Source organism: Chryseobacterium sp. C2(2020), assembly GCF_014218915.1.
GTDB classification, from domain to species: Bacteria; Bacteroidota; Bacteroidia; order Flavobacteriales; family Weeksellaceae; genus Chryseobacterium; species Chryseobacterium mucoviscidosis.
In genome coordinates, this window is record NZ_JACLCT010000015.1 from 38,696 (window position 1) to 64,002 (window position 25,307).

Sequence of the window (25,307 nt, forward strand, 5' to 3'; positions counted from 1 at the left end):
AGCGGTGCAGGCTTCCTTTACATTCGACAGTGAATTTTTAAAATTTTCAGATTATGAGCGAAGAAACAACTAATAAACAGGATATGCCCGAACAGCTATCGGACATATTACTCGTACTGGATAAAGAAAAAATGAAAATCCAGGCAGTGAAGAGTATCGACGAAAAAGGGAAAATGGAAACCGTTGACCCTACTAAGGAAAACCAAAGCCAGTTTATGCGTGTGGACAAAAGCGGCGATTTCTTTTCCAACTTCTTTTCTAATTTTTTCAGCCAGTTAAAGAACCCTACAAACTTTACTTTCTTCAAAGTACCCGCCCCTATTGCTGCTGAAAAAGCACAGGAATTACAAAAGCACGTGGATAAGCCCAGTCCCGACGGCGACAAAGTGCTGAAAGAACTCGAAGTAAAGGCAGAACCGCAACAGGATAAAAAACAAGAAAATCAAAATAATATGGCAACAGCACAAACAACAACGGAAGCGAGCGAATATCGCTACAAGCCGGAGCAGATTGATTGGGACACAATGAAAAACCTCGGATTAAGCAAAGAGTATCTTGAAAAAAGAAACCTGCTTGACCCTCTATTAAGAGGTTACAAAACCAATGAACTCTTACCGATAGGTATTAACCTCGGCGGTTCTATTCTGCGCACGGATGCCCGTTTGTCTTTACAGCAAGCGGAAGATGGCAATGTTATCGTGGCAATACACGGTATCAAAAAAGAGCCTAACCTCCATTTTGAGTTTTTCGGTCACAAGTTTACGGACGAAGACAAGAAAAACCTGCTTGAAACGGGCAATATGGGGCGTGTAGTCAATTTGGTAAATTCTAAAACAGGCGAACTGATGCCGTCTATTATCAGCATTGACAGGCTTACAAATGATGTGGTGGCATTGCGAACTGACTTCATAAAAATACCTGATGAGTTAAAAGGTGTGAAACTGAATGACGAGCAAAAGCAAACCTTAATGGAAGGCAAACCGCTTTATCTGGAAGGTATGATTTCTACCAAAGGCACAGAGTTTTCTGCAACGGTACAGTTTAATGCGGACAAACGATATGTGGAGTTCCTGTTTGACAGAAGCAATAACCATCAGCAGGCGCAAACCAACCAACAAAACAATCAACAGGGCAATCAGCAGAATAATCAGCAAAGCCAACCGCAGGAAGCTCCAAAAACTTTCAGGGGCAAAGAACTGGATGATGAGCAGTACAACAAGTTCAAAGCCGGGCAAACCATATATGTGGAACTGAAAGATAGAAAAGACCAACCCTATAAGGGTTATATCACTTTCGACAAAGATACCGGAAAGACCAACTTTGAATTTCCCGGTCAGTATAAAGCACGGGTAGAAACTGCCGAAGCCCATAAAACACAGACTGCCGTTAATTCAGAGGGCAAAACCAACGAAGCAACTAAGAACATCAAAGAGCCTTTGAAGTCCGGGCAACAAAGACCGAAAAATGAAAAGCAGCAGGAACAACAGGAAAAGCCTGAAACTCCTGCAAAATCCAAAGGCAGAAAAATGTAATACAGTATGAAAACAATTATTGCAGAAAAACCAAGCGTAGCAAGGGAGATAGCCGGCTTGTTGGGAGCATCTGAAAAAAAGGACGGCTACCTGACAGGTAACGGCTATTTTGTTACGTGGGCATTCGGTCATTTAATAGGACTGGGAATGCCCGAAGATTACGGGATTTCGGGATTTGACAAAGCCGCTTTGCCTATATTACCTAACCCCTTTTTATTGACCGTTCGCAAGGTCAAGAAAGATAAAGGCTATACTGCTGATACTGGCGCATTAAAGCAACTGAAAGTAATCAAAGAATTGTTCAATAAAAGCGATAGCATTATCGTTGCGACCGATGCAGGTCGTGAGGGCGAACTCATTTTCAGGTACATTTATGAATACCTGAAATGCAACAAGCCGTTTGAACGCCTTTGGATTAGTTCGCTTACAGAAAAGGCAATTAAGCAGGGCTTTGACAACCTGAAAAACGGGGCAGCATTTGACGGATTATATCAGGCTGCACAAGGCAGGAGCCGTGCCGATTGGCTTGTAGGCATCAACGCTACACAGGCGTTGAGCATTGCCGCAGGCAATGGTATTTATTCGCTCGGAAGAGTGCAAACTCCGACATTAGCTTTGATATGCAAACGTTATCTCGAAAACAAAAATTTCTCTGTAAAGAAATACTGGCAGATACAATTGCTACATCACAAAGCACAGGTTGATTTCAAAAGCATTTCCGTTACCAAGTGGGATGAAAAGCATCTTGCTGATGATACACTGAAAGCCATTCAGCGAAGTGAAATTGCAACCGTTACATCGGTAGAAACTAAAAGCGTTACAGAACAACCGCCTTTACTTTTTGATTTGACGGGTTTGCAAAAGGAAGCCAACAAAAGACTGAAATTATCCGCTGAAGCAACGCTCAATATTGCGCAAAGCCTGTACGAAAAGAAATTTATCACTTATCCCCGTACCGGAAGCAAATACATACCTGAAGATATGTGGGCAGAAATTCCCAACCTTGTGCGGGCATTGCAGAACCGTGAAGATTGCAAACAAGCCCTTAGCAAAATCAAATGGGGACGGTTCAATAAACGTATCGTGAATGACCTCCGTGTAACGGACCATCACGGTTTATTGATTACCGACAAAGTGCCGTCTGTGTTGAACGCAGATGAAGATAAGATTTACAATATGATTGCACTTCGCCTGCTCGAAGCCATATCACAAGCCTGTGTCAAAGAAATAACCGATGTATCATTGCAGGTGTTGCACTATGATTTTACAGCAAAAGGCTGTAAAATTCAGGAAGCGGGTTGGCGTTCCATCAAAGGAAGTTTTACCGATGATGGCGAAGAGCCAGTACAGGAACTACCCGAACTGACTAAAGGCGACGAACTCAAAATAAAGGAAGCTGCCGTTTTGGAAAAGCAAACCAAACCGCCAGTGCTTTATACAGAAGCCGGGCTTTTATCGGCTATGGAAACCGCCGGAAAAGAAATTGAAAACGAGGAAGAACGGAAAGCCTTAAAAAATATTGGTATTGGTACTCCTGCAACAAGAGCCGCCATTATCGAAACCTTGTTTACCCGTAATTATATCCAAAGGGATAAGCGTTCCTTAATACCTACTGAAAAAGGATTGCAGGTGTACGGGCTTGTTAAAGAACGCAAGATTGCAGATGTAGCTATGACCGCAGAATGGGAACTGGCATTGCAGAAAATTGAAAACAACGAAGCGGATGCCGGAACATTTCAAAAAGAAATGGAAACCTATGCAAAATCTATTACCAATGAACTGCTGCAAACTTCTATTGCAAATACTAATCAGCCGAAATTGACCTGCCCTAAATGCAAAAGTCAGCAACTCATCATTCGTGATAAGATTGTGAAATGTGCTGATGAGGCTTGTAACTGGGTGCAGTTCCGTACCGTCTGCGGGGTACAAATCAGTATCGAAAATATAGTAAGCCTTGTCAATAAAGGTAAAACGGCTTTAATCAAAGGAATGACAAGCAAAGCCGGAAAGAAATTCGATGCTTACATCGTGCTGAAAGAAAATGCAGAAACCTCCTTTGAGTTTGAAAAAAACAAAAGCAATAAGCGTAATGGAAAATAAATCGTCTATTGTACCCAAAGAAATAAGGAACCTGATTTATACTATTCGGGGCAAACAAGTGATGTTGGATAGCGACCTTGCTTCCTTGTATCAGGTGGAAACAAAGAACCTCAACAAAGCCGTAAAACGGAATATCGAGCGTTTTCCTGCTTCGTTCTGCTTTCAACTGACTGAAAAGGAAGTTGAAAACTTGAGGTTCCAAATTGGAACCTCAAGTTTAAATTACGGCGGCAGACGTTATTTACCCTATGTTTTTACCGAACAGGGGGTTGCAATGGCATCTGCCATACTCCGTTCCGATATAGCGGTAAAAATGAGCGTTCAAATAATGGAAGCCTTTGTAGAAATGCGGCGTATGCTCATTAGCAATGCTTCTTTGTTTCATCGGTTAGATAATATTGAATTGAGGCAACTGGAAGCCGACCAAAAATTTGAAGAGATTTTTAAGGCTTTGGAAAGCGACAAGCTGCACAGCGAAAAAGGTATCTTTTACAACGGACAGGTTTTTGATGCCTATACTTTTGTTTCCGATATTATCCGTAAAGCCGGAAGTTCCATTATCCTGCTTGACAATTATGTGGATGATACGGTGCTTACTTTATTGGGTAAGCGCAATGATAATGTAACTGCCACTATCCTTACCAAAAGCATCAGTAACCAGTTACGGTTAGATTTACAACGCTACAACAGCCAATATCCTGCAATAGATATTGAGATTTTCTCCGATGCCCACGACCGTTTTTTGATTATTGACAATACAGAGCTTTACCATATCGGGGCATCACTCAAAGACCTGGGCAAAAAATGGTTTGCCTTTTCTCGAATGGATATTGAAGTCGGTAGGATGCTCCAAATCCTTAACAAGCCATAAAAATGAACCTCTGAATTTTTCAGAGGTTTTTTATTGTCCATTACGCCAAATACCGCCTCTCAACGCCAAACCCTGCAACATTCACAAAGGCATTTGCTTCCGCTTATAATTTTAGGATTTAAGTAAAATTCTAAACAAAATATAGTATGGACGTACAGCAAAAAGACCTATCGTATTTCAGATTACGACTGCAAGAATTATTAAACAGCAGCTTCCCCGAAAAGGCACACGACCAAAAATTTATAGACCAACGGTCTTCGTGGGCTGCCAACGCTTATGAGGGGGCGTTCCGGTCGGGAAACGCCGTAGAGCAATGCAATGAAATAGCCAATTACATATTGTTTGAGGGCTTACACTTCTCCAAGTTCGACACGGTTTTTAAAGTGGTATGCAATGAGTTTGATACCATAATGGCAGATGAGGAACTGCGACCGTTCGCCCTGAAAATGTTTCCTATTTGCGAACCTGTATTTGCAGGCTATGAATTAACTGATGATTTCGCCTACGGGTTTGAGTTCGATTTACTCTATACCGAACTGACCGGAACCATCGCAATATGGATTGAGGAAAATGGGCTTCAGTAAGCGGTTCCATCTCCAAAAGAATATTGATGCCCTGCGAATTGTTTTTAAACTGGAAAAGGAGAAACGGCAAGCCACCGTAGGCGAAAGACTGCTAATGATGCAATACAGCGGATTTGGCGGTCTTAAATTCGTTCTGAACCCTATTGAAAACGAAATAGACATCAATAATTGGAGAAAAACGGAACACGACCTCTTTCCGATTACGCAGGAACTCCACCAACTACTCAAAGAAAATTCCGAAGACGAAAAGCAGTACCGCAGGTACGTGGATAGTATGAAAAGTTCTGTTTTAACGGCTTTTTATACCCCGCCAAAGGTCATAGATGCCATTTCATCAGCCTTGCGTGATAGCGGTCTGCATATTAATAAATTCCTCGAACCCTCCGCAGGTATCGGCTCATTTGTACAGTCCTTTTCGGAAAGTCAAAAAGCAAATGTTACTGCCTATGAAAAAGACTTGCTGACAGGCAAGATTTTAAAGCAGCTCTATCCCGAAAGCAATGTACGTGTAAGCGGTTTTGAGGAAATTCCCGAAAGGGAACAAAACAGCTATGATGTAGTAGCCAGTAACATTCCTTTTGGCGATACTTCCGTATTCGACCTTTCTTATACCCGAAGCAGGGACGATGCAAAAATACAGGCTGCCCGAAGCATACATAATTACTTCTTTCTGAAAGGTGCTGATATGCTCCGTGAGGGTGGTTTGTTAGTTTATATTACTTCACAAGGCATATTGAACAGTCCTAAAAACGAACCCATACGCAGGGCGTTAATGCAGGATAATAATTTGGTATCGGTTGTAAGATTGCCTAACAACCTGTTTACAGAATATGCAGGTACGGAAGTCGGCAGCGACCTGATTATCCTGCAAAAAAATACGGCAAAAGAAAATCTGACCGAAAGGGAAGATCTGTTTTGCCGAAGCAATCCAACCGAATACAATACACCAGGCAATGCCTTGTTTCAAAACAGTGCAAGGATTGTGCATACAGACTACAAATTAGGTACAGACCCATACGGACAGCCTGCCTTAATCTATACGCATAAAAACGGTGTTGATGGGATTGCCAAAGATTTAAAACAAATGCTTTCCGAAGATTTCGGTAAGCATCTGAATTTGGGTTTATACAAAGGCGAACGGAACGATGAGCCTATTATACAAATCCCGGTTGAACCAAAGGTTATACCTCCGGTAATAGACCCTGTAACCATTCGGCAAAAGCTACAACCCGAACCAACTCCGGTTATCCGTCAGGAAATCCCGCAGGAATTGAAGCAACTAAGCATTTTCGACCTGTTTGAAAGTGCGGGCGAACCTGTTGCCGTAATTGCGTTACCCAAAAGAACAACCCGAAGCACAAGGCAAAGCACCCGAAAAAGCAGAGATACAATAGGTCGCCAAACCGACCTGTTCAGTGGTGTATTGCAGCAAACCTATATACCACCAAAAACCAACGGTACTGCTAACGGTACTCCAAAGATAAACGGCAAAAATCAGGAAGCAATTGGCGACCTGTTTTCTCAAATAAACGGGAATGGCCAGACTGATAAGTCAGCCGTTCCCAGTGCCGTTAATAATGCCATTCCCAAACCTGCTCCGTATAATGGCGAACTGCAATCTTTCCACCGTAATGATTGCCTTGTTGTAGATAATGGTTGGGTTGGTTATCTGCAAGATGTCGAAAGAAACGAAGAAAAATCATCAGCAACCTTTCATCCATTGCAATTACCGACTTTACAAAAAGCAAGAGCCGAAGCCTATATTGCCGTAAGGGATAGTTATATTAACCTCTATCAAAATGAAGCTGAAAAGCAAACTGAACACAAGGAAGAACGGGAAACGCTGAACCTCCTTTATGATGCCTTTACTAAAAAATACGGCAATCTGAATGCTGCCGACAATGCCAAGCTCATAAAGACAGACAGCGCAGGCAAGGAAATACCGTATCTGGAACGTATTATCGGGGGCGTAATTCATAAAGCGGATATATTCAGCCGCCCTGTCAGCTTTTCTATTACCACATTAGCAACCGACAATCCCGAAGAGGCTTTAGCGGCATCGCTGAACAAATACGGAAGCGTGGATTTGGATTTTATGTCCGAAATCAGCAGCCTGCCTGTCGATACGCTAAAAGAAGCCTTGCACGGGCGGTTGTTCTACAATCCGCTACAACAGGAATATGAAATTGCTGAACGGTGGATTGCAGGCAACGTTGTTGAGAAAGCCAACGAAGTAAAAACCTATCTCGAAAACAATCCCGATGACAAGGAAGCCAAAGAAAGCCTTACTGCTTTAGAAGAAGCCCGACCAAGACGGATTGAATTTGAAGAGTTGGATTTTAACCTCGGCGAACGGTGGATACCTACGGGAATTTATGCCCGGTTTGCTTCGCATTTGTTTGATGCCGATGTACTGGTTCATTATTCCGAAAGCTCCGACGACTTTTCCGTAAAGTGTCATCACGGCAATATGCACATTTGGGAAAAATATGCAGTCAAGGCAGAAAGCCGAACATTTGACGGTATTGCCCTGCTCAAACACGCCCTTGTCAATACCACGCCGGATATTACCAAAAAAGTAATGGTTGGCGACCAAGAGGTCAAAGTACGGGATATGGAAGCCATACAAATGGCGAACACCAAGATTGATGAAATCCGTACTGCCTTTACCGATTGGCTTCACGCACAGAATGATGAGTTTAAAAACAGGCTGACAGACCAATACAATGATACCTTTAACTGTTTTGTTCGCCCGAACTATGACGGCAGTCATCAGGACTTTCCGGGATTAGACCGAAAGGCAGCAGGTATTGAAGACCTTTATTCAAGCCAAAAGGACACCGTTTGGATGATAAAACTGAACAACGGTGCTATCTGCGACCACGAAGTAGGTGCAGGAAAAACGCTGATAATGTGTACAGCAGCACAGGAAATGAAGCGGTTGGGCTTAGCCCATAAACCAATGATAATTGGGCTGAAAGCGAATATACCTGCCATTGCTGAAGACTACCGCAAAGCCTATCCACACGCTAAAATCCTTTATCCAGGTATTGATGATTTTACACCTCAAAAACGCCTGCGGATTTTCGGGGATATTAAAAACAACGATTGGGATTGTGTGATACTCACGCACGACCAGTTCGGAATGATACCGCAATCGCCCGAAATACAAAAGGAAATCCTCGAAATAGAATTAGACAGCGTAGAGCGCAACCTCGATGCCCTGCAATCGCAAGGTAAGGAAGTAACAAGGGGGATGCTTTCGGGTGTAATCAAAAGGAAAGAAAATCTTGAAGTAAAACTGAAAACACTCCAACACGATATTGAAAACCGCAAAGATGATATTGTGGACTTCAAAATGATGGGTATAGACCATTTGTTTGTGGATGAAAGCCACCAGTTCAAAAACCTGATGTTTAACACCCGTCACACACGGGTAGCCGGACTGGGTAATGTGGACGGGAGCCAAAAGGCACTTAACCTGCTCTTTGCTATCCGCACCATTCAGGAGCGAACCAATGCGGATATGGGAGCAACTTTTCTTTCGGGTACAACTATCAGCAACTCATTAACGGAATTGTACCTACTATTCAAGTACCTGCGCCCTCGTGCATTGGAAAAACAAGGCATTCATTCTTTTGATGCGTGGGCAGCTATCTATGCAAGGAAAACGACCGATTATGAATTTTCGGTAGCCAATAATATAGTCGCTAAAGAGCGTTTCCGCTACTTCATCAAAGTGCCGGAACTGGCGCAGTTCTATTCTGAAATAACAGATTACAGGACGGCAAAGGATATTGGTATTGACCGCCCCGAAAAGAATGAGGTATTGTACAATATACCGCCAACGCCCGACCAAGAAGATTTTATCCAAAGCCTGATGCAGTTTGCTAAAACGGGCGATGCTACTTTGCTCGGAAGATTACCACTATCGCAAAGGGAAGAAAAAGCAAAGATGCTCATTGCTACGGACTATGCCCGTAAGATGTCGCTTGATATGCGTTTGGTAAGCGGGATATATGAAGACCATCCCGATAACAAGGCTTCGCATTGTGCGGCAAACATTGCCAAGTATTACAAAGAGTTCAACGCACAGAAAGGAACGCAGTTCGTGTTTTCCGATTTGGGAACCTACAAGCCCGGCGAATGGAATGTGTACTCCGAAATCAAACGCAAGCTCGTAGAAGACCACGGCATACCTGCAAACGAAGTGCGGTTTATTCAGGAAGCTAAAAATGATAAGCAGCGTAAAGACCTTATCAATGGAATGAACGAGGGTAAAATCCGGGTGCTGTTCGGTTCTACCAGTATGTTAGGCACGGGTGTGAATGCACAGAAAAGAGCCGTAGCCGTGCATCATTTAGATACGCCGTGGCGACCGTCAGACCTCGCCCAAAGGGACGGGCGGGCAATCCGCAAAGGCAATGAGGTTGCCAAATTCTTTGCCGATAACAAAGTAGCTGTGATTATCTACGCCGTAGAAAAATCACTGGATAGCTACAAGTTTAACCTGCTGTACAATAAGCAGCTTTTCATCGACCAGTTAAAGACCAACAACCTGACCAAAAGAACGATTGACGAGGGAAGTATGGACGAAAAATCGGGAATGAACTTCTCGGAATACGTGGCAATCCTGTCAGGAAATACAGACCTGTTGGATAAAGCCAAACTGGAGAAACAGATTGCCGGACTGGAAAGCGAAAAGCAGGCGTTCAACCGTTCTAAATCCAGTGCCAAATCTAAGGTGGAGAACTATACGGAAATGCTGCAAAGCACCCAATCCCGCTTGAAGCGGATGAGCACGGACTGGGAAAACTTACAGCAACGCCTGCAAAAGCGTTCGGACGATACAATCGAAAACCCTGTGCTGTTGGATGGATTGCCGCCGAATGCCAACCCGAAACAAATCGGTGCGAAGCTCAACCAGATTGCAGACAAAGCCCACACCGGGGGGCAGTATGATGAAATCGGTACGCTGTATGGTTTTATGCTGTTGGTAAAAACAGAACTGACACAGAAAGACAGTGCAAGCCTTGTCGAAAAGACCAACCGTTTCTTTGTCCAGGGCGAGGGCAATATCAAATACACGTTCAATAACGGTGTAATGGCGAAAGACCCTGAAACCGCCGCAATGAACTTTATTCGGGCTTTGGATAAGCTGCCGGGCTTTATCAAACAGGAAGAGGATAAGATTGCGGAAATCCAAAAAGACCTGCCCGTGCTTCAGGACGTACTCAACGGTACGTGGGCAAAGGAAAGCCGATTGAGCGAACTCAAAACGGAACTGGCTGCCGTAGAACGGAAGATACAGCTATCCATTACACCGGAAACAAAAGCAGATGCTCTGGAGCAGGTAGAAAAGCCTAAAGAAACGCCAACAGTTCAGGACAGCATTGTAAGGACAAAAGGTATTCATCTGCCTCGTGGCATATTGTAGTAACATAGCATATGGGCAAAATAAAAGGGAGGTATTAGACCTCCCTTTTATTTTATCCCTCTTGTACCAAATGCTGCAAGTTCGGGTCGTTCTTTATGCGCTCCATTTCACTTACAACAATATTCAGGATGTCGGATTTTATGTGCTTGTAATTGGCTTCAATTTCCTGCTTCATCTTATCCTCGCCCTGCTCATCCACAAAAGATAAAATCTGCGGTATCTTCTGATAGGCTTTTGTTTCAGCAGCTACCTTGTCATTGTCCACGACGATTTCGGCGTGAAATATTTTTTGTTCAATGCGCTCGTCGAAGTTATCCGATACGGAACCTACAAACATCCCCTGCGTTAAGGTCGAAATTTTAGAGGCAGGTATCAGGCTATCCAACTGGGTAGATATAGAGGTAGATTTATCATTTCGGTTGATGGTCATACTCTGGCGTTTCTGCAACACTTTACCGAAGCGTTCGGAAAGGCTCTTTGCCGTTTCGCCTACAACCTGCCCGCTGAAAACATTACCGACGGTATTCTGAATAACCTTGCTTTCCTTATCGCCGTAATCTCTTGTTAATTGCGAAAAGTCCTGAAAACCCAGGCATACCGCCACCTTATTACTTCTCGCCGTTGCGATGAGATTGTCCAGTCCTCTAAAATATATCGTCGGCAGCTCGTCGATGATGACGGAGCTTTTTAACTGTCCTTTTTTGTTGATTAATTTTACAATCCGGGAGTTGTACAAACCCAAAGCTGCCGAATAAATATTTTGGCGGTCGGGGTTATTACCTACACACAAAATCTTTGGTTCTTTCGGGTTATTGATGTCGAGCGTAAAATCGTCGCCCGTCATAACCCAGTACAGTTGCGGGCTAATCATTCTTGATAAAGGGATTTTTGCCGATGCTATCTGACCTTGTAACTGGTCTTGTGCGCCACCTTGCCACGCATCCATAAAGGGCGATAAATAATTTTCCAGTTCGGGGTATGAGGTTAAAATCGTGAATACATCAGAGTATTTTTTATTAAGCAATTCGATGGCGTGCGGGAAAGTGCAATACTTCCCGTTTTCGTAGATTTTGAGATACCAAATTATTGCTGCAAGCAAGATGATTGGGCTTTCCACAAAGAAATCCCCTTGCTTCTGTATCCACGACCTGTTGAGGTTCAGCATTATCGTGTAAGCCGCTTCATAAGCATCTGAAATGTCCGTCATAAAGTCGGGATTGAGTGGATTGCAACGGTGGCTCTTGCGTGGGTCGTCGAAATTTATCACGTAGAATTTCGGCTGAATTTTATACTTGTCCCGGTGCTTCAGTAAGTGATTGTAGGCAATGGTGGAAAGGTCGTCGAATTTGAAATCGTAGATGTACATACTAAAGCCTTTCTCAATCTGCTGCTTGATGTAGTTGTTTACAATGGCATAGGATTTTCCTGAACCCGGAGTACCCAACACAATAGTTGCCCTGAAAGGATTTACAATGTTTATCCAACCGTTGTTCCATTTGTCTTTATAGTAAAATTTAGTGGGCAGATTGACGGAATATTCATTTTCCATCAGTTTGGTTTCCTGTTGGAAGCTCTCGTTTTCATTATTGAAAACGTCGTCCATTAGGTTGGTACGGAGCAATCGGCTCATCCATACCCCTGCCATCAATAAGGCAATATAACCTAACGAGATAGTGAGGATATATAGAAATGTACCAATTACCGGAGATAGCTTTAATAATGGGGTGTTCAGAAAGAACAGTACAGAACCTATGCCCAAAGCCACATAAATTTTAGACCAAGTTATCTTCTCATTCTTTACACCTTTCGTCCCTAAGCAACTCAAAGCCAACAAAACCAAAGCAAATGCTTTGGTGTATAAGGTATGTGAGAACAAACCTGCCGTTCTGTCGAAATTGCCCAGTATTTTGTTGATTACTTCCAACGTCCACCCACGTTCTAAAAAGAAACCGTAGCAGAACCAATAAAGGTGCATCAGCACCAATAGAATACTGACTGCCCGCATAAAAGCCATTATCTTGGCAAGCCCTCTTAAATCGTCTTCTCCCTGCATTATTTTAAGTTTTAATGTTCGGGCGTGAATTTAAAGGCTCTGCGGAGTGGCTCTAAGAATGTGGCAGCCAGTGGCGTTGTGTGGCAGTATTTGGCTGATTACTATTTCTGACCTCTTTGGCGTTTGCGTTTCTTTTTCATCTTGTTAGCAAAATCCAATTCTTCATAATCTTCGCCCTGGGCTTCGGGCAGTAAGCCGCCCAATGCTTCTATCAAACCGTCTTCGTGCTTATTCGTAGATAAGAAGTCGAACAAATGGTGTGGTTCTTCCGCAGGAAGATCCGCATCATTTGATGTGGATATTTTGGGTTGCTGTAAAGCAGGTTCTTTCATCTCCGGTTTGATGTTATTATTCCAGTAATCATTAAAGACATTGGCAGAAAGTTCCTTGCCCAAACGTGAACCGTTCCAAACCGTTTTGGAATTATGGTCTATGAAAGTCATTCCGTAAATGCGACCTGTATCATTCCGGCGCACCACTATGTTAATGCCCTGTTCAGCCAATTGCTTTTTAAAAGCCTGCTCATCGCCCGTTGTTTTCAGGGCAATGGCAGCGGCAGCTTTTAGGGTTTGCTTGCTTGGGTGGTCTTTTAAAGCTGTTTTGCATTTCGCAAAATGCAATTCCAAAGCAGGTAGCCCTGCGCTCTTCCCGAAGAGGGAAGCCTTGAACGGATGCCCGGCTCTTTCGCCTTTTTCATTTAAGGGAATGTATAATAAACCCTGCTGCATCTTTCCCTGTAATTCTCCCTCTATTTTCTCGGCGGTAATATTGAAAAGAGATAGCAAAGCATTGTATTCGCCCAAACTTTGGTACTGGTAATAATTCGGCAAGTGTCGGACTACCGAAGCGATTTGGCTTTTTACATCGCCCGCCCGATAATCTACCGGACGGAAAACCTTATCATTCTGATTGCGTTCTTTGTCTGTTGCGGGTATCAACCCGTGTTTTCTTTCCAACTCCCGGCACAGGTTCATAGACCGCATTTTCTCGAACTTATCCGAAATTTTCTTGCCCTGCTCATCAACACAAACCGATACAATATGAATATGGCTGCGGTCAATATCGGTGTGTTTGAATACTACAAAAGGCTGTTCGCCGTAACCCATTTCCCGCATATATTCCTCTGCCATTTCCCGAAATTTATCATCGCTTACCTTGTCTTTCGGGTCGGGATTGAGCGAAATATGCAAGGTATGTTTCTCGGTATTGCGGTTAGCAATCAGATAAGGAGCGAAAGACTGGGCTAATTGTGCAACGGAATAATGACCGCTTGCGGTTTCAATCATCTTATTGGCGAACAAAATTTGCCCGTTTTCATTCTCCACTTTAAGCTGATTGTATGCCAATGCGCCGTATAAATTTCCGCTTCTGCCAATTTTCGCTATCATTTCTACGGCTGTTTATTCAGGTGTTTGGCTTCAAATTCCTCGCTTATCTGAATGATTTTTTGACAAAGCATCGCCATTTCAGCCGTTTGTTTTTCCAGTTTATAAAGGAACGCTGCGGCTTTTTTCTCCGAAAAATTCTTGTACAATAGCTTTACAATCTGGTTATAGTTCACGCCTATGGAACGGAACTGGCTGTGAAAAGAGGTCAGCCGCATATAAAAATCAACCGTTCCTTTGTCAATCTGAATGGTCTTAATAGTCTTGTCAAAGATGCAGGACGTAATAAAATGCGCCTTTACCTGCATACCTGATTTGTCAAAAAGGGCAAGAAAACGGGCGTGTTCCTGCTCGTTAAAGGAAATCGTGTATCGGATGTTCGCCGGGTCTTTTTTCGGGCGGCGTCCGGTCTTTTTTTGTTGCTTACTGTTATTATCGTTCATCACTAATCCATTTTAAATCCATACAAAACCCTGACTTCGGAAGGTGTTTTCTGCCCCCTGCAAAGGGCAAGTTGTTTTGAGCATCGGAAATCATTCCGAGATGCTCAAAACACAACTTGCCGTGTTCCGGTGAACACAAAAATCCGCCCTGCGGGACGGATTGAATGTAACAGGGAAAAACGGCTTGTTGCCGTTCCCGTTACCCCTTGATATGTCAAAAGTCTTTTGCATAAATCCGTTAATAAAAATCACAATACAAAGTAAGCCCCTCTTTCCGAAAGCATTGTTCAGTACCACAGTGCCAAATGCTGCCTCTGAACGCCAAACACTGCCATAGCTGTACAATCGAATGAAATTGATTGGTTCTTTGCCTTTGAATGATGGCAGGAAGACAGGCAGCCCGTACTTCAGGATGAGCAGACCGCACACATTCAAGAACGCAGGTTTTCCTGCCTGCCTGATTGCAAGAATGCAAGACGGCAGGAATGCAAGAAAGCAAGAAAGCGTGAACGCCTGCTATCCAACTATCCGGCTCGCCTGATGGATGGATTGATAAACGGAATGAAAGAATGACGGCAAGCCTGCCTGACAAGATACCTGAATGAATGCAGGGCTGCTGTACTGAAAGGAAGCAGGTAATCAGTATTTCCCGCAGGCAATCCTGATAGCTTTCCTGAATGAAAGCGTGAAATCAGAACGGCTTGCCGGAACGCTTGCAAGCCTGCAAACAAAGATTATGTACACTTTAAATTTTTAAAATATGGACACAAAAAAGAAACCTCTGTTTATCGCCTTTTCTTCTCAAAAAGGCGGTGTTGGCAAAAGCACATTTACCACGCTTGTTGCAAGTACGATGCACTATCGGTTAGGCTACAACGTAGCTGTATTTGATGCGGATTTTCCGCAGCATAGCTTAATGAAAATGAAAGCCCGTGATTTGGCAATGGTAATGGAAAATGAGGCTTTGAAAAAACTGGCGTACAAGCAATTTACCACCATCAACAAAAAAGCCTATCCCATAACACAGTATAGAGCAGATAGCGTACTGGATGCGGCACACGAATATATAGCGGCTTCTGCTGTTCCGGTCGATGTGGTATTTTTTGACCTGCCCGGAACTGTGAACACGCCCGGCATTCTGAAAGCACTGGCAGGAATGCACCACATTTTTACGCCTATTATCGCAGACCGTGTAGTGATGGAAAGCACCCTCATTTTCACACAGCTTTTGCGGGATGTGATTATGAAAAAAGGCGAAACGTCCATAGAAACCATTAACCTGTTTTGGAACCAGGTGGACGGCAGGGAAAGCACACCCTTGTATGACGTGTACAATCAGCTTATTGAGCAACTGGGATTTAGCCTGATGCAAAACCAAGTCAAGAACAGCACCCGTTTTCGCAAAGAAAGCGAAGCGGACAGTAAAACGGTTTTCCGTTCTACCGTACTGCCTCCTGATGAACGTTTGATGAAAGCCTGCCAGTTGGATTTGTTCATCAATGAGTTTTTGAAAATCATTCAATTATAGCCTTATGGAGAAAGATAATAAAAGAAAAGTCACGCCCGACATCGACGAAGAGTTGATGATGAACCTTATGGTGGACGGCGTTAAAAAAGAGGGCTTACAGCTTCCTCCTGAACTGCCTGAAGAGCCGGAAAAGGAAACTGTAAAAGAAGAAGTGAAACAGGAAGAATTGCTACAAAGCAAACCTGTACAAAGGGAAAGGAACCGTACCAAGAAAAATCTTGACGGAAGCTATGGCGAACATTTTTTAAAATCTCACTCGATGACCAAACGGGGGGATAAAAGCATTTACATCCGGCAGGAATACCACGAACGCTTATCCCGGATTGTTCAGGTTATTGGCAAAGATGAGATACCACTGTATGCCTACCTCGACAATATACTGGAACATCATTTTGAAATGTTTGAGAAAGCAATCACAGACGATTTCAACGAAAAGTTTAAACCCATTTTTTAAAGTATTTGATTATGGAAATAGTAATTGTGATTTGCCTGCTGATAGTCATTGTCCTGCTTGTGCAGGATAAGATTGTCATTCATAAAAGGTCGCAGCAAAAGCCGATGCAGCAGGAGAAAGTGAACCCAAACCTGCCCGATATTATGGGTCAGCCCAAGCCCGTAAAAAGCCATTCAGTGCCAAACACTGCCAATGAAAGCCAAATAACGGAACCGGAGATAAACCCTGATAATTTAGACATCGAATACGACGAGAACGAAAACGTCGGTATGCAAATTCCGCAGGAAGAACTGGACGAAGTTTTCAGCAATATGCCTGATTTGGAAGAAGAGGAAGAAGAATGGAACAGGTACGGAATATCCGGTGGCGATAACAGTCTTGCCCAAGGGGTTACCTACGACGAACTAAGCTCCGTAGGGGCATTGCTCCAAAAAGAAAATTTGGAACAGGCTCAAAAGGAAACAGCGGTAGCCATAGTTCAGAAATTACAGGGAACTGAATTATTCAGCCTACTGGAAAATTCCATAGAAGGTGCATCCCGAAAAATTGCCGAGCTTTTGGATAGCACACTTTCAACTGAAAGCGACGACGGTTCTTCCACCTTGCGGAAAAGTGATTTGAGTGATTTTGACATTGGGGAGTTTGTATAAACTTCCCTTTGTCTTTTTAAACAGGGTAATATGGAAAGGGAATTTAATCAGGAAGCCTACGATATGCGGGTAAATAAAGGAATGTTGCCAACAATTGATATTGCAGGGCATACATTCTATGTAGATATTCGGATGGATATGCTTCGACCTAAAGACGATTTTCTTTCTAAAGGTATTGTGTTCTCCGATATAGGGAACTACTACGATGAAGATAAAAGAACCTATACCATTCCTTACAATCCGAAGACACACGAATTTCAGGAACCTGACTACCGTAACATCAAAGAGCTGCCCAAAGATTTAATAGCTGTGAGTTTCCCGTCTGAAAGATTACTTGACAGGATTGGTTGGAACAGGCAGTACGGATTTGAATTGACACACGGACTGGCAAAGCAGGGCTTGAAATTACAGTTTACCGCAAAGCAAGTACCGTGGGAAAAAACCTTTCTTGTTGGTTTGATTAAGAGCAACCTCAAAGCAGAAAAGAACCTGCAAAAACCTACTGAAAAACCACAGAGAAAAAAGGGGTGAAAGATGTAAATGAAAAGCCGGGTTAGTAAACGTCAAACCGTAAAAAGTTTGGCGTTTTTTTATGCTGATACACGTATCGCAAAGCCACTCACAGCCAAACACTTCCTTTGACTGCCACATTCTTATAACGCCTCTTTTTCCATAAGACATTTGTCCCGAAAGCTCGCAAGGTGCGGGATAAACAGTAACAAATTAATGTGTTTCAATTATGGAAAAACAAAGAAAAAAAGTTTTGCTGACAGCAGCGGCTATGCTGTCAGCAATCGGCGTGTTTGCACAGGGAAACGGCTCGGCAGGTATCAACGAGGCTACCCAAATGGTAACCTCTTATTTCGACCCCGCAACCCAGTTAATTTACGCCATCGGTGCGGTCGTAGGTTTGATAGGGGGCGTTAAGGTGTACAACAAATTCAGTTCCGGCGACCCTGATACATCGAAGACTGCGGCTTCGTGGTTCGGTGCGTGTATCTTCCTGATTGTAGCGGCTACCATCTTGCGTTCATTCTTCCTTTAATCCTTTGCCTTATGAATTACAATATCAACAAAGGCATCGGAAGAACGGTTGAGTTCAAAGGCTTAAAGGCGCAATACCTGTTCATCTTCGCAGGTGGGCTGCTCGGTACGCTCATCTTCGTGATGATACTGTATATGGCAGGCGTAAACTCTTACATCTGCCTTTTCCTCGGTGCGGGCGGTGCTTCGCTCATTGTATGGCAGACCTTTTCCCTCAACAGGAAGTACGGCGAACACGGGCTGATGAAAATTGCAGCCAATAAACGGCATCCCCGCTACATCATCTGCCGCAAGCCTGTACACCGCTATTTAAAATTCACTTCTAAACCGAATACCCTATGAGAAATGTTGCAAAGACCACCACACTGGAAAGCAAATTTCCTTTGTTGGCAGTAGAAAACAACTGCATCCTTTCCAAAGATGCGGACATTACCGCCTGTTTTGAAGTGCGTTTGCCGGAACTGTTCACGGTAGCTTCAGCCGAATACGAAGCGATACACTCCGCCTGGCATAAGGCTATCAAAACCTTGCCTGATTTTACGGTCATTCACAAACAGGACTGGTACATTAAGGAGAACTATGCGCCCGATTTATCAGAGGACAACCAAAGTTTTTTGGCAAAGTCCTATCAACGCCATTTTAACGAGCGACCGTTTTTAAATCATTACTGTTACCTGTTCTTAACGAAGACCTCCAAAGAGCGTATGCGGATGCAAAGCAACTTCAGTTCGCTTTGCAAAGGTTCGCTGATACCGAAAGAAATCAGGAACAAGGAAACGATACATCGTTTTATGGAAGCGGTGGCACAGTTTGAGCGTATCGTGAACGATAGCGGTTTTGTAAGCCTGAAACGTCTGACCGAAGATGAAATTATCGGAACCGAGGACACGCAGGGATTACTGGAGCAATACTTCACGCTATCGAGGGAAGCCGGAACGCCTATGCAGGACATCGCACTCGGAACGGAAGAAGTGCGTATTGGTAACAAAAGGTTAAGCCTGCATACCTTATCGGACACAGACGACCTGCCCGGAACGGTATCGGCAGATACCCGTTTTGAAAAGCTATCTACCGACCGGAGCGATTGCCGTCTATCATTCGCTGCACCTGTGGGATTGCTCCTTAGCTGTAACCATATCTATAATCAATACCTGTTTTTAGATAACAGCGAAGACAACCTGCAAAAGTTTGAGAAGTCTGCCCGCAATATGCACTCATTGGCTCGGTACAGTCGTGCGAACCAAATTAATAAGGAATGGATAGAGAAATACCTGAACGAAGCCCACAGCTTCGGGCTATCTTCCATTCGTGCGCACTTCAACATTATGGCGTGGTCGGAAGACCCTGCGGAACTGAAACAGCTAAAGAATGATTGCGGTAGTGCATTGGCTTTAATGGAGTGTAAGCCACGCCACAACACTACGGATGTAGCCACTTTGTATTGGGCAGGTATGCCCGGCAATGCAGGCGACTTTCCCAGTGAAGAAAGTTTTTACACTTTCATCGAGCCTGCCCTGTGTTTTTTTACGGAAGAAACCAACTACCACAATTCGCCCTCGCCGTTCGGTATCAAGATGGCTGACAGGCTTACAGGAAAACCTATCCATTTGGATATTTCCGACCTGCCTATGAAGCGGGGCATCATCACGAACCGGAACAAGTTTATACTTGGTCCCTCCGGTTCGGGTAAGTCGTTTTTCACTAACCATATGGTACGCCAGTATTACGAGCAAAACGCACACGTATTGTTGGTAGATACGGGTAATTCCTATCAGGGCTTATGCGAACTCATCAAAGGAAAAACGAAAGGCGAAGACGGTGTTTATTTCACTTACACCGAAGACAATCCTATTGCCTTTAACCCTTTTTACACCGATGATGGCGTGTTCGATATTGAGAAGCGTGAAAGTATCAAGACTTTGATACTTACCCTTTGGAAACGTGATGATGAGCCGCCCACCCGTTCGGAAGAAGTGGCTTTATCCAATGCAGTAAGCGGTTATATCGAGCGTATCAAAACGGACGATGTTTACCCCTCATTTAACGGTTTCTATGAGTATGTAAAAGGCGATTACCGCAAGGTACTGGAAGAAAAACAGGTAAGGGAAAAAGACTTTGATATTGCCAATTTCCTAAACGTACTCGAACCCTACTATAAGGGTGGCGAATACGATTACCTGCTTAACTCCGACAAGCAGTTAGACCTGCTTTCCAAACGCTTTATCGTGTTTGAAATCGACGCCATAAAAGACCACAAAATTCTCTTTCCAATAGTGACCATCATCATTATGGAAGTCTTCATTAACAAGATGCGCAGGCTAAAAGGTATTCGCAAGCTCATCCTGATTGAAGAGGCTTGGAAAGCCATTGCTAAAGAGGGAATGGCAGAATACATTAAGTATCTATTTAAGACCGTGCGTAAGTTTTTCGGGGAAGCGATTGTAGTTACACAAGAGGTTGACGACATCATCCAGTCGCCCATTGTGAAAGAAAGTATCATCAATAACTCCGACTGTAAAATCCTGCTTGACCAACGCAAGTATATGAACAAATTCGATGACATACAGGCGATGCTGGGGCTTACCGACAAGGAAAAAGGTCAGGTACTTTCTATCAATATGAACAACGATGCAAGCCGCCTTTACAAAGAGGTTTGGATTGGCTTAGGTGGAACACACTCGGCAGTGTATGCCACCGAAGTTAGTTTGGAAGAATACCTCGCCTATACGACCGAAGAAACCGAAAAAATGGAAGTGATGCAGCTTGCTGCGGAACTGGACGGCAACGTAGAACTCGCCATTAAGCATATCGCAATGCAACGGCGGGACAATTCAAATCAATAGTCATTAACATTTTAAAATTCAGAACAATGAAAAAAGTATTGTATCTGGTGTGTACGGCACTGATGCTCGCCGTAGCACCGTCAGCAAAAGCCCAGTGGGTTGTAACCGACCCCGCTAATTTGGCTTCAGGGATTATCAACTCTGCAAACGAAATCGTGCAGACTTCTTCGACTGTGAGCAATGTCGTTAAAAACTTCAACGAAGTGAAGAAAGTGTACGAGCAGGGCAAAGAATATTACGACAAGCTGAAAGCTGTGAGTAATCTCGTAAAAGATGCCCGTAAGGTGCAGCAAACCGTACTACTGGTGGGCGATGTGTCCGAAATGTACGTTCAGAATTTCGGCAAAATGATGAACGACCCAAATTTCACACCGCAGGAATTGGTGGCAATCGGCAATGGGTATTCGGCACTGCTCAATGAAAGTACCGAACTCCTGAAAGAGTTGAAGCAGATTGTAACTGCTACAAACCTCTCGCTGAATGACAAGGAGCGTATGGATGTAATTGACCGTGTGTACAAAGAGGTTAAGGACTACCACAGCCTTGTACGCTACTACACCAACAAGAACATTTCTGTAAGCTACCTAAGAGCGAAAAAGAAAAACGATGCCCAAAGAGTGCTTGAACTCTACGGAACTGCTAACCAAAAATACTGGTAACAATGGAATGGGATAATCTTCACGAACTCCTGCGGTCGCTTTATGATGATATGATGCCGCTTGCAGGCGATATGGCAGCAGTAGCTAAGGGTTTGGCAGGATTGGGAGCATTGTTCTATGTGGCATTAAAGGTTTGGCAGGCTTTAAGCCGTGCCGAACCTATTGATATGTTCCCTTTGCTGCGCCCGTTCGCTTTGGGGCTATGTATTATGTTTTTTCCGACCATCGTTTTGGGAACCATCAATGCGGTACTGAGCCCGGTAGTTGTAGGAACCCACCAAATACTCGAAGACCAGGTGCTTGACCTGAACAAGCTGCAACAGCAGAAAGACCAACTGGAATACGAGGCAATGGTCAGAAATCCTGAAACTGCCTATATGGTATCAGACGAAGAGTTTGATAAAAAACTGGACGAACTGGGTTGGTCGCCGTCAGACATTGGCACAATGGCGGGAATGTATATGGACAGGCAAGCCTACAAGATTGAAAAGGCAATAAAGGACTGGTTTCGCAATCTTTTGGAAATACTATTTCAGGCTGCGGCTTTGGTTATTGATACCATACGAACGTTTTTTCTGATAGTGCTGTCCATACTCGGACCAATAGCCTTTGCTATTTCCGTGTGGGACGGCTTTCAGTCCACCCTTACGCAATGGCTCACGAGGTACGTCAGCGTTTACCTCTGGCTGCCCGTTTCGGACTTGTTTAGTTCAATGCTCGCACGCATACAATCCCTCATACTCGAAAGGGATATACAGATGCTTGCCGACCCTACCTATATACCTGATACAAGCAATACGGTGTACATCATTTTTATGATTATCGGCATTATCGGATACTTCACAATTCCGACAGTAACAGGTTGGGTAATCCAAGCCGGGGGCGCAGGAAACTTTACCCGCAATGTAAACCAAACTGCAATGAAAGCCGGAAACATTGCCGGGGCAGGTGCAGGTTCAACAGTTGGCAACATCGGCGGTAAACTGATGAATAAATAAACAATTAATCATTCTAAAAAATGGAATTTAAAACGCTAAGAAATATCGAAAACAGCTTTAGGCAGATACGTTTGTATGCCATTGTGTTTGCGGTTCTCTGCATTGGCGTGGTAGGATATGCCGTATGGCGTTCCTACCGCTTTGCAGAAGAACAACGCCAAAAAATCTATGTACTGGATAATGGCAAATCCCTGATGCTTGCCTTATCGCAGGATGCGAGCATCAACCGTCCCGTAGAAGCAAGGGAACACGTCAGACGTTTTCACGAGCTTTTCTTCACGCTTGCGCCTGATAAGAACGCTATTGAAAGCAATATGAGCAGGGCATTTAACCTTGCGGACAAAAGTGCTTTCGATTATTACAAGGATTTATCGGAAAAGGGCTATTACAGCAGGATTATTTCGGGTAACGTACAGCAGCGTGTTGAGGTTGATAGTGTCGTTTGCAACTTCGACAACTATCCTTATGCCGTGCGCACCTATGCCAAACAGTTCATTATCCGGTCAAGCAATGTAACCAGGCGTAACCTGATTACCTCCTGCTATCTCGTCAACTCCGTTCGTTCCGATAACAACCCGCAGGGCTTCAATATTGAAAAATTTGCAGTCGTGGAAAACAGGGATATCGAAGTCATCGAACGCTAAAAACAATCTTATGGAAGCATTATCAGATTTAAACACGTTCGCAAAAATCCTTACTGACAAAGGATATAACGGCTATTTCCATACGCAGGGAGCGTATGCGGGAAAATTGAAAGACAGCATTACCGATTACCTCGAAAGCTGCCAAAAAGGTGCAGACAGTTTACCTAAGCAAGACTTATTGCTGACGGGCTACCTGCAATGGTCGGGAGAAGACAAGCCACGTGTAGAATGCAGTATGTGGGTACAATACCTGAACGGGAAATTTTCGCTCAACAAAATGGAAGTGGCAAAGAAAGACCGTTTCGGGCAGTTGCTCAAAAAATCGGAACTGGCAAACCTGTCTGTAATATCCGCACCCAAAGCAGTGGAAGCGGTAGCGTTGGTCAATGATGAGCCAAAGCAAAAGGCAGGAAATAGCCCTAAACGTTTCAAGCTATAACATTAGAAATAGTAAGGCTATGAAAAAATTAAGAGCAAATATGGATAGGTATTTTGATAAGCTCGACGAGCGTTGGCAGGCATTGCCAGTGCGTAAGCAGCACCAATATACGCTGTACTTTTTTGTGGGTTATCTCTTGCTGACGGCAGGGGTTATCGGCAAAGTAGTGTACGATACGGGAAAGCCCAATGATACTATCAATATCAGGCATATCGAGAACCCTATCCTTAAAAAGAATGGAAGTCCTGCAATCCCGCAGGACACAGTATCAACATTTAAAAAATAGGATTTATGAAAGAAAATGAGAACAAAAAATCGGTTGTTCGGGTAACCGAGGGAAGCCCGAAAGAAACCGCTGATGTGCTGCAAAACGGCACACAGAATAACAAGGAAAAGCTCAAAAAGCCTTTAATCTTTGGCTTAATGGCGATTGTATTCGTGGGTTGTATGTACCTCATATTTAAACCGTCCGAAGATAAAAAGGCAATCGAAAACATCGGGCTGAACGATGCTGTACCGCAGGCTACCGGAGCAGGAATGCCTGCCGATAAAGGCAAGGCGTATGAGCAGGAAATGCTTGAACAAAAAGAGCAGGAAAAACGCAATGCCCTGGCTACGCTTTCTGACTATTGGAATACGGAAGATAAGCAAGAGCCAACCGATGAGCAGCTTCCTGAAGATGAAGAAAGCACTGGCTTAGGCGGTGGTGGCAGAAATTCAGGAAGAAACGGCAATCCTGCATTAAGCAGCTACCGCAATATGCAAAGCACACTGGGTTCATTCTATCAGGATAACAATTCGGAAACAATGGAACTCCGCAGGCAAGTGGACGAAATGAAAGCGAAGTTGGCGGAAAAAGACGTGCCACCTGTGGCCACGGTTGACGACCAACTGAAGCTAATGGAGAAATCCTACGAAATGGCAGCAAAATATCTTCCGCAAAATGCCAACAACGGAAATGCTGCACCTGCTAACGGCACAGCTACGGGGGCTGCGGGTGCTAACCAAAAAGAGCATTTTGTATCGTTCACGCCAACAAGAAAAAATACCGTATCAGCTTTATACCGTGAACCGTCTGACAGTGCCTTTGCAGCCGATTGGAGCCAAGCTAAAAATCGTGGCTTCTATACCGCAGGTGCTACTGAACAGGTAATGCAACCTAAAAACAGTATCAAAGCCTGTGTACACGAAGCACAAACGGTAGTGGGCGAAATGGGTGTAAGGCTGCGACTGTTGGAAGCTGCCCAAACGCCACAACGTACCATCCCGAAAGGAACTATTGTAACAGCTAATGCCAAATTTCAAAACGGCAGATTGCAGCTAAAAGTTACCTCGATAGAACTGGACGGCAATATCATCCCGGTGGATATTACAACTTATGATTTGGACGGGCAGCAAGGTTTGAACGTCCCTTATTCGCCCGAAATGAACGCCCTTACCGAAATGGCGGGTAATATGAGCCAAACAGGTGGAACCAGTGTAATGCTCACGCAAAATGCCGGACAACAGGTTGCTGCTGATTTAAGTCGTGGCGTGGTACAGGGCATTTCGGGCTACTTCGCCAAAAAGGTAAGAACCCCGAAGGTTACGCTGAAAGCGGGGTATCAGGTCTTTTTGGTATCTAAAAAATAATGTTGAACTCA

At 44.0% G+C, this 25,307-nt stretch carries 21 protein-coding genes; 18 read left to right on the plus strand and 3 right to left on the minus strand.

The window, feature by feature from the left end; all coding sequences use genetic code 11:
* Positions 1-53 precede the first annotated feature (53 nt).
* The 5 genes from H6W52_RS10460 to H6W52_RS10480 all read left to right on the plus strand — a co-directional run bounded on the left by H6W52_RS10460 (position 54) and on the right by H6W52_RS10480 (position 10,524).
* Positions 54-1,532: a DUF3945 domain-containing protein gene (locus H6W52_RS10460; protein ID WP_050377123.1), complete on the plus strand. Its 1,479-nt coding sequence runs from the start codon at positions 54-56 to the stop codon at positions 1,530-1,532.
* A gap of 6 nt (positions 1,533-1,538) precedes the next feature.
* Complete coding sequence (locus H6W52_RS10465) at positions 1,539-3,632, plus strand: type IA DNA topoisomerase (protein WP_050377122.1); 2,094 nt, start codon at positions 1,539-1,541, stop codon at positions 3,630-3,632.
* Positions 3,622-4,503, plus strand: coding sequence for an ORF6N domain-containing protein (locus tag H6W52_RS10470; RefSeq protein ID WP_050377220.1), 882 nt, complete (start codon positions 3,622-3,624; stop codon positions 4,501-4,503). Before H6W52_RS10465 ends, H6W52_RS10470 begins: the two co-directional genes overlap by 11 nt.
* Before the next feature lie 146 nt (positions 4,504-4,649).
* Positions 4,650-5,087 carry a DUF1896 domain-containing protein gene (locus H6W52_RS10475; RefSeq protein WP_050377121.1) on the plus strand — a complete coding sequence of 146 codons (438 nt, stop codon included), beginning with the start codon at positions 4,650-4,652 and terminating at the stop codon, positions 5,085-5,087.
* Positions 5,074-10,524, plus strand: a complete 5,451-nt coding sequence (locus tag H6W52_RS10480) for an N-6 DNA methylase (protein ID WP_050377120.1) — start codon at positions 5,074-5,076, stop codon at positions 10,522-10,524. The genes H6W52_RS10475 and H6W52_RS10480 overlap by 14 nt, the downstream gene beginning before the upstream one ends.
* 52 nt (positions 10,525-10,576) lie before the next feature.
* Here the strand turns inward: H6W52_RS10480 and mobC are convergent, their stop codons facing one another.
* The 3 genes from mobC to mobA form a co-directional block, all read right to left on the minus strand.
* On the minus strand, positions 10,577-12,577 hold the full coding sequence (mobC, locus tag H6W52_RS10485; RefSeq protein WP_050377119.1) for a conjugal transfer protein MobC: 2,001 nt from the start codon (positions 12,575-12,577) through the stop codon (positions 10,577-10,579).
* Between the two features lie 101 nt (positions 12,578-12,678).
* Entirely contained in the window at positions 12,679-13,965 is a 1,287-nt protein-coding gene (gene mobB / locus H6W52_RS10490; protein ID WP_050377118.1) for a conjugal transfer protein MobB, read from the minus strand.
* 2 nt (positions 13,966-13,967) lie between these two features.
* The gene (gene mobA, locus H6W52_RS10495; RefSeq protein WP_050377117.1) at positions 13,968-14,405 is read right to left on the minus strand and encodes a conjugal transfer protein MobA; all 438 of its coding nucleotides are present in this window, start codon (positions 14,403-14,405) and stop codon (positions 13,968-13,970) included.
* A 760-nt stretch (positions 14,406-15,165) separates the two neighbouring features.
* Between mobA and H6W52_RS10500 the strand changes: the two genes are divergently transcribed.
* From H6W52_RS10500 to traM, 13 genes are all read left to right on the plus strand, one after another.
* Entirely contained in the window at positions 15,166-15,933 is a 768-nt protein-coding gene (locus H6W52_RS10500; RefSeq protein ID WP_185216667.1) for a ParA family protein, read from the plus strand.
* Positions 15,934-15,937: 4 nt separating this feature from the next.
* Entirely contained in the window at positions 15,938-16,387 is a 450-nt protein-coding gene (locus H6W52_RS10505; protein ID WP_185216669.1) for a DUF3408 domain-containing protein, read from the plus strand.
* Between the two features lie 11 nt (positions 16,388-16,398).
* Positions 16,399-17,037: a conjugal transfer protein TraD gene (locus H6W52_RS10510; protein ID WP_185216671.1), complete on the plus strand. Its 639-nt coding sequence runs from the start codon at positions 16,399-16,401 to the stop codon at positions 17,035-17,037.
* 30 nt (positions 17,038-17,067) lie between these two features.
* On the plus strand, positions 17,068-17,568 hold the full coding sequence (locus H6W52_RS10515) for a hypothetical protein (RefSeq protein ID WP_185216673.1): 501 nt from the start codon (positions 17,068-17,070) through the stop codon (positions 17,566-17,568).
* Between the two features lie 208 nt (positions 17,569-17,776).
* Positions 17,777-18,082 carry a DUF4134 domain-containing protein gene (locus H6W52_RS10520; RefSeq protein ID WP_078690882.1) on the plus strand — a complete coding sequence of 102 codons (306 nt, stop codon included), beginning with the start codon at positions 17,777-17,779 and terminating at the stop codon, positions 18,080-18,082.
* 11 nt (positions 18,083-18,093) lie between these two features.
* Positions 18,094-18,423 carry a DUF4133 domain-containing protein gene (locus H6W52_RS10525; protein WP_185216675.1) on the plus strand — a complete coding sequence of 110 codons (330 nt, stop codon included), beginning with the start codon at positions 18,094-18,096 and terminating at the stop codon, positions 18,421-18,423.
* Positions 18,420-20,924 carry a TraG family conjugative transposon ATPase gene (locus tag H6W52_RS10530; protein ID WP_185216677.1) on the plus strand — a complete coding sequence of 835 codons (2,505 nt, stop codon included), beginning with the start codon at positions 18,420-18,422 and terminating at the stop codon, positions 20,922-20,924. Before H6W52_RS10525 ends, H6W52_RS10530 begins: the two co-directional genes overlap by 4 nt.
* Before the next feature lie 26 nt (positions 20,925-20,950).
* On the plus strand, positions 20,951-21,583 hold the full coding sequence (locus tag H6W52_RS10535; RefSeq protein ID WP_185216679.1) for a DUF4141 domain-containing protein: 633 nt from the start codon (positions 20,951-20,953) through the stop codon (positions 21,581-21,583).
* 2 nt (positions 21,584-21,585) lie between these two features.
* Positions 21,586-22,581 carry a conjugative transposon protein TraJ gene (traJ, locus tag H6W52_RS10540; protein WP_185216681.1) on the plus strand — a complete coding sequence of 332 codons (996 nt, stop codon included), beginning with the start codon at positions 21,586-21,588 and terminating at the stop codon, positions 22,579-22,581.
* A 20-nt stretch (positions 22,582-22,601) separates the two neighbouring features.
* Positions 22,602-23,225: a conjugative transposon protein TraK gene (gene traK / locus H6W52_RS10545; protein WP_185216683.1), complete on the plus strand. Its 624-nt coding sequence runs from the start codon at positions 22,602-22,604 to the stop codon at positions 23,223-23,225.
* A gap of 10 nt (positions 23,226-23,235) precedes the next feature.
* Positions 23,236-23,664 (plus strand): hypothetical protein, encoded by a 429-nt coding sequence (locus tag H6W52_RS10550; protein WP_185216685.1) that lies wholly within the window; start codon positions 23,236-23,238, stop codon positions 23,662-23,664.
* 19 nt (positions 23,665-23,683) lie between these two features.
* Positions 23,684-23,950: a nitrogen regulatory IIA protein gene (locus tag H6W52_RS10555; RefSeq protein ID WP_228457564.1), complete on the plus strand. Its 267-nt coding sequence runs from the start codon at positions 23,684-23,686 to the stop codon at positions 23,948-23,950.
* A gap of 5 nt (positions 23,951-23,955) precedes the next feature.
* Positions 23,956-25,296, plus strand: a complete 1,341-nt coding sequence (gene traM, locus H6W52_RS10560) for a conjugative transposon protein TraM (protein WP_185216688.1) — start codon at positions 23,956-23,958, stop codon at positions 25,294-25,296.
* Positions 25,297-25,307: the final 11 nt, after the last annotated feature.

Bases quoted from the DNA above. Each gene is read 5' to 3' on its own strand.
- traM (WP_185216688.1), top strand. From the start codon at position 23,956: ATGAAAGAAAATGAGAACAAAAAATCGGTTGTTCGGGTAACCGAGGGA.
- mobB (WP_050377118.1), bottom strand. From the start codon at position 13,965: ATGATAGCGAAAATTGGCAGAAGCGGAAATTTATACGGCGCATTGGCA.
- traJ (WP_185216681.1), top strand. From the start codon at position 21,586: ATGGAATGGGATAATCTTCACGAACTCCTGCGGTCGCTTTATGATGAT.
- H6W52_RS10525 (WP_185216675.1), top strand. From the start codon at position 18,094: ATGAATTACAATATCAACAAAGGCATCGGAAGAACGGTTGAGTTCAAA.
- H6W52_RS10500 (WP_185216667.1), top strand. From the start codon at position 15,166: ATGGACACAAAAAAGAAACCTCTGTTTATCGCCTTTTCTTCTCAAAAA.
- H6W52_RS10480 (WP_050377120.1), top strand. From the start codon at position 5,074: ATGGGCTTCAGTAAGCGGTTCCATCTCCAAAAGAATATTGATGCCCTG.
- H6W52_RS10520 (WP_078690882.1), top strand. From the start codon at position 17,777: ATGGAAAAACAAAGAAAAAAAGTTTTGCTGACAGCAGCGGCTATGCTG.
- H6W52_RS10465 (WP_050377122.1), top strand. From the start codon at position 1,539: ATGAAAACAATTATTGCAGAAAAACCAAGCGTAGCAAGGGAGATAGCC.
- mobA (WP_050377117.1), bottom strand. From the start codon at position 14,405: ATGAACGATAATAACAGTAAGCAACAAAAAAAGACCGGACGCCGCCCG.
- H6W52_RS10470 (WP_050377220.1), top strand. From the start codon at position 3,622: ATGGAAAATAAATCGTCTATTGTACCCAAAGAAATAAGGAACCTGATT.
- H6W52_RS10505 (WP_185216669.1), top strand. From the start codon at position 15,938: ATGGAGAAAGATAATAAAAGAAAAGTCACGCCCGACATCGACGAAGAG.
- H6W52_RS10510 (WP_185216671.1), top strand. From the start codon at position 16,399: ATGGAAATAGTAATTGTGATTTGCCTGCTGATAGTCATTGTCCTGCTT.
- H6W52_RS10530 (WP_185216677.1), top strand. From the start codon at position 18,420: ATGAGAAATGTTGCAAAGACCACCACACTGGAAAGCAAATTTCCTTTG.
- H6W52_RS10475 (WP_050377121.1), top strand. From the start codon at position 4,650: ATGGACGTACAGCAAAAAGACCTATCGTATTTCAGATTACGACTGCAA.
- mobC (WP_050377119.1), bottom strand. From the start codon at position 12,577: ATGCAGGGAGAAGACGATTTAAGAGGGCTTGCCAAGATAATGGCTTTT.
- H6W52_RS10550 (WP_185216685.1), top strand. From the start codon at position 23,236: ATGGAAGCATTATCAGATTTAAACACGTTCGCAAAAATCCTTACTGAC.
- traK (WP_185216683.1), top strand. From the start codon at position 22,602: ATGGAATTTAAAACGCTAAGAAATATCGAAAACAGCTTTAGGCAGATA.
- H6W52_RS10535 (WP_185216679.1), top strand. From the start codon at position 20,951: ATGAAAAAAGTATTGTATCTGGTGTGTACGGCACTGATGCTCGCCGTA.
- H6W52_RS10555 (WP_228457564.1), top strand. From the start codon at position 23,684: ATGAAAAAATTAAGAGCAAATATGGATAGGTATTTTGATAAGCTCGAC.
- H6W52_RS10515 (WP_185216673.1), top strand. From the start codon at position 17,068: ATGGAAAGGGAATTTAATCAGGAAGCCTACGATATGCGGGTAAATAAA.
- H6W52_RS10460 (WP_050377123.1), top strand. From the start codon at position 54: ATGAGCGAAGAAACAACTAATAAACAGGATATGCCCGAACAGCTATCG.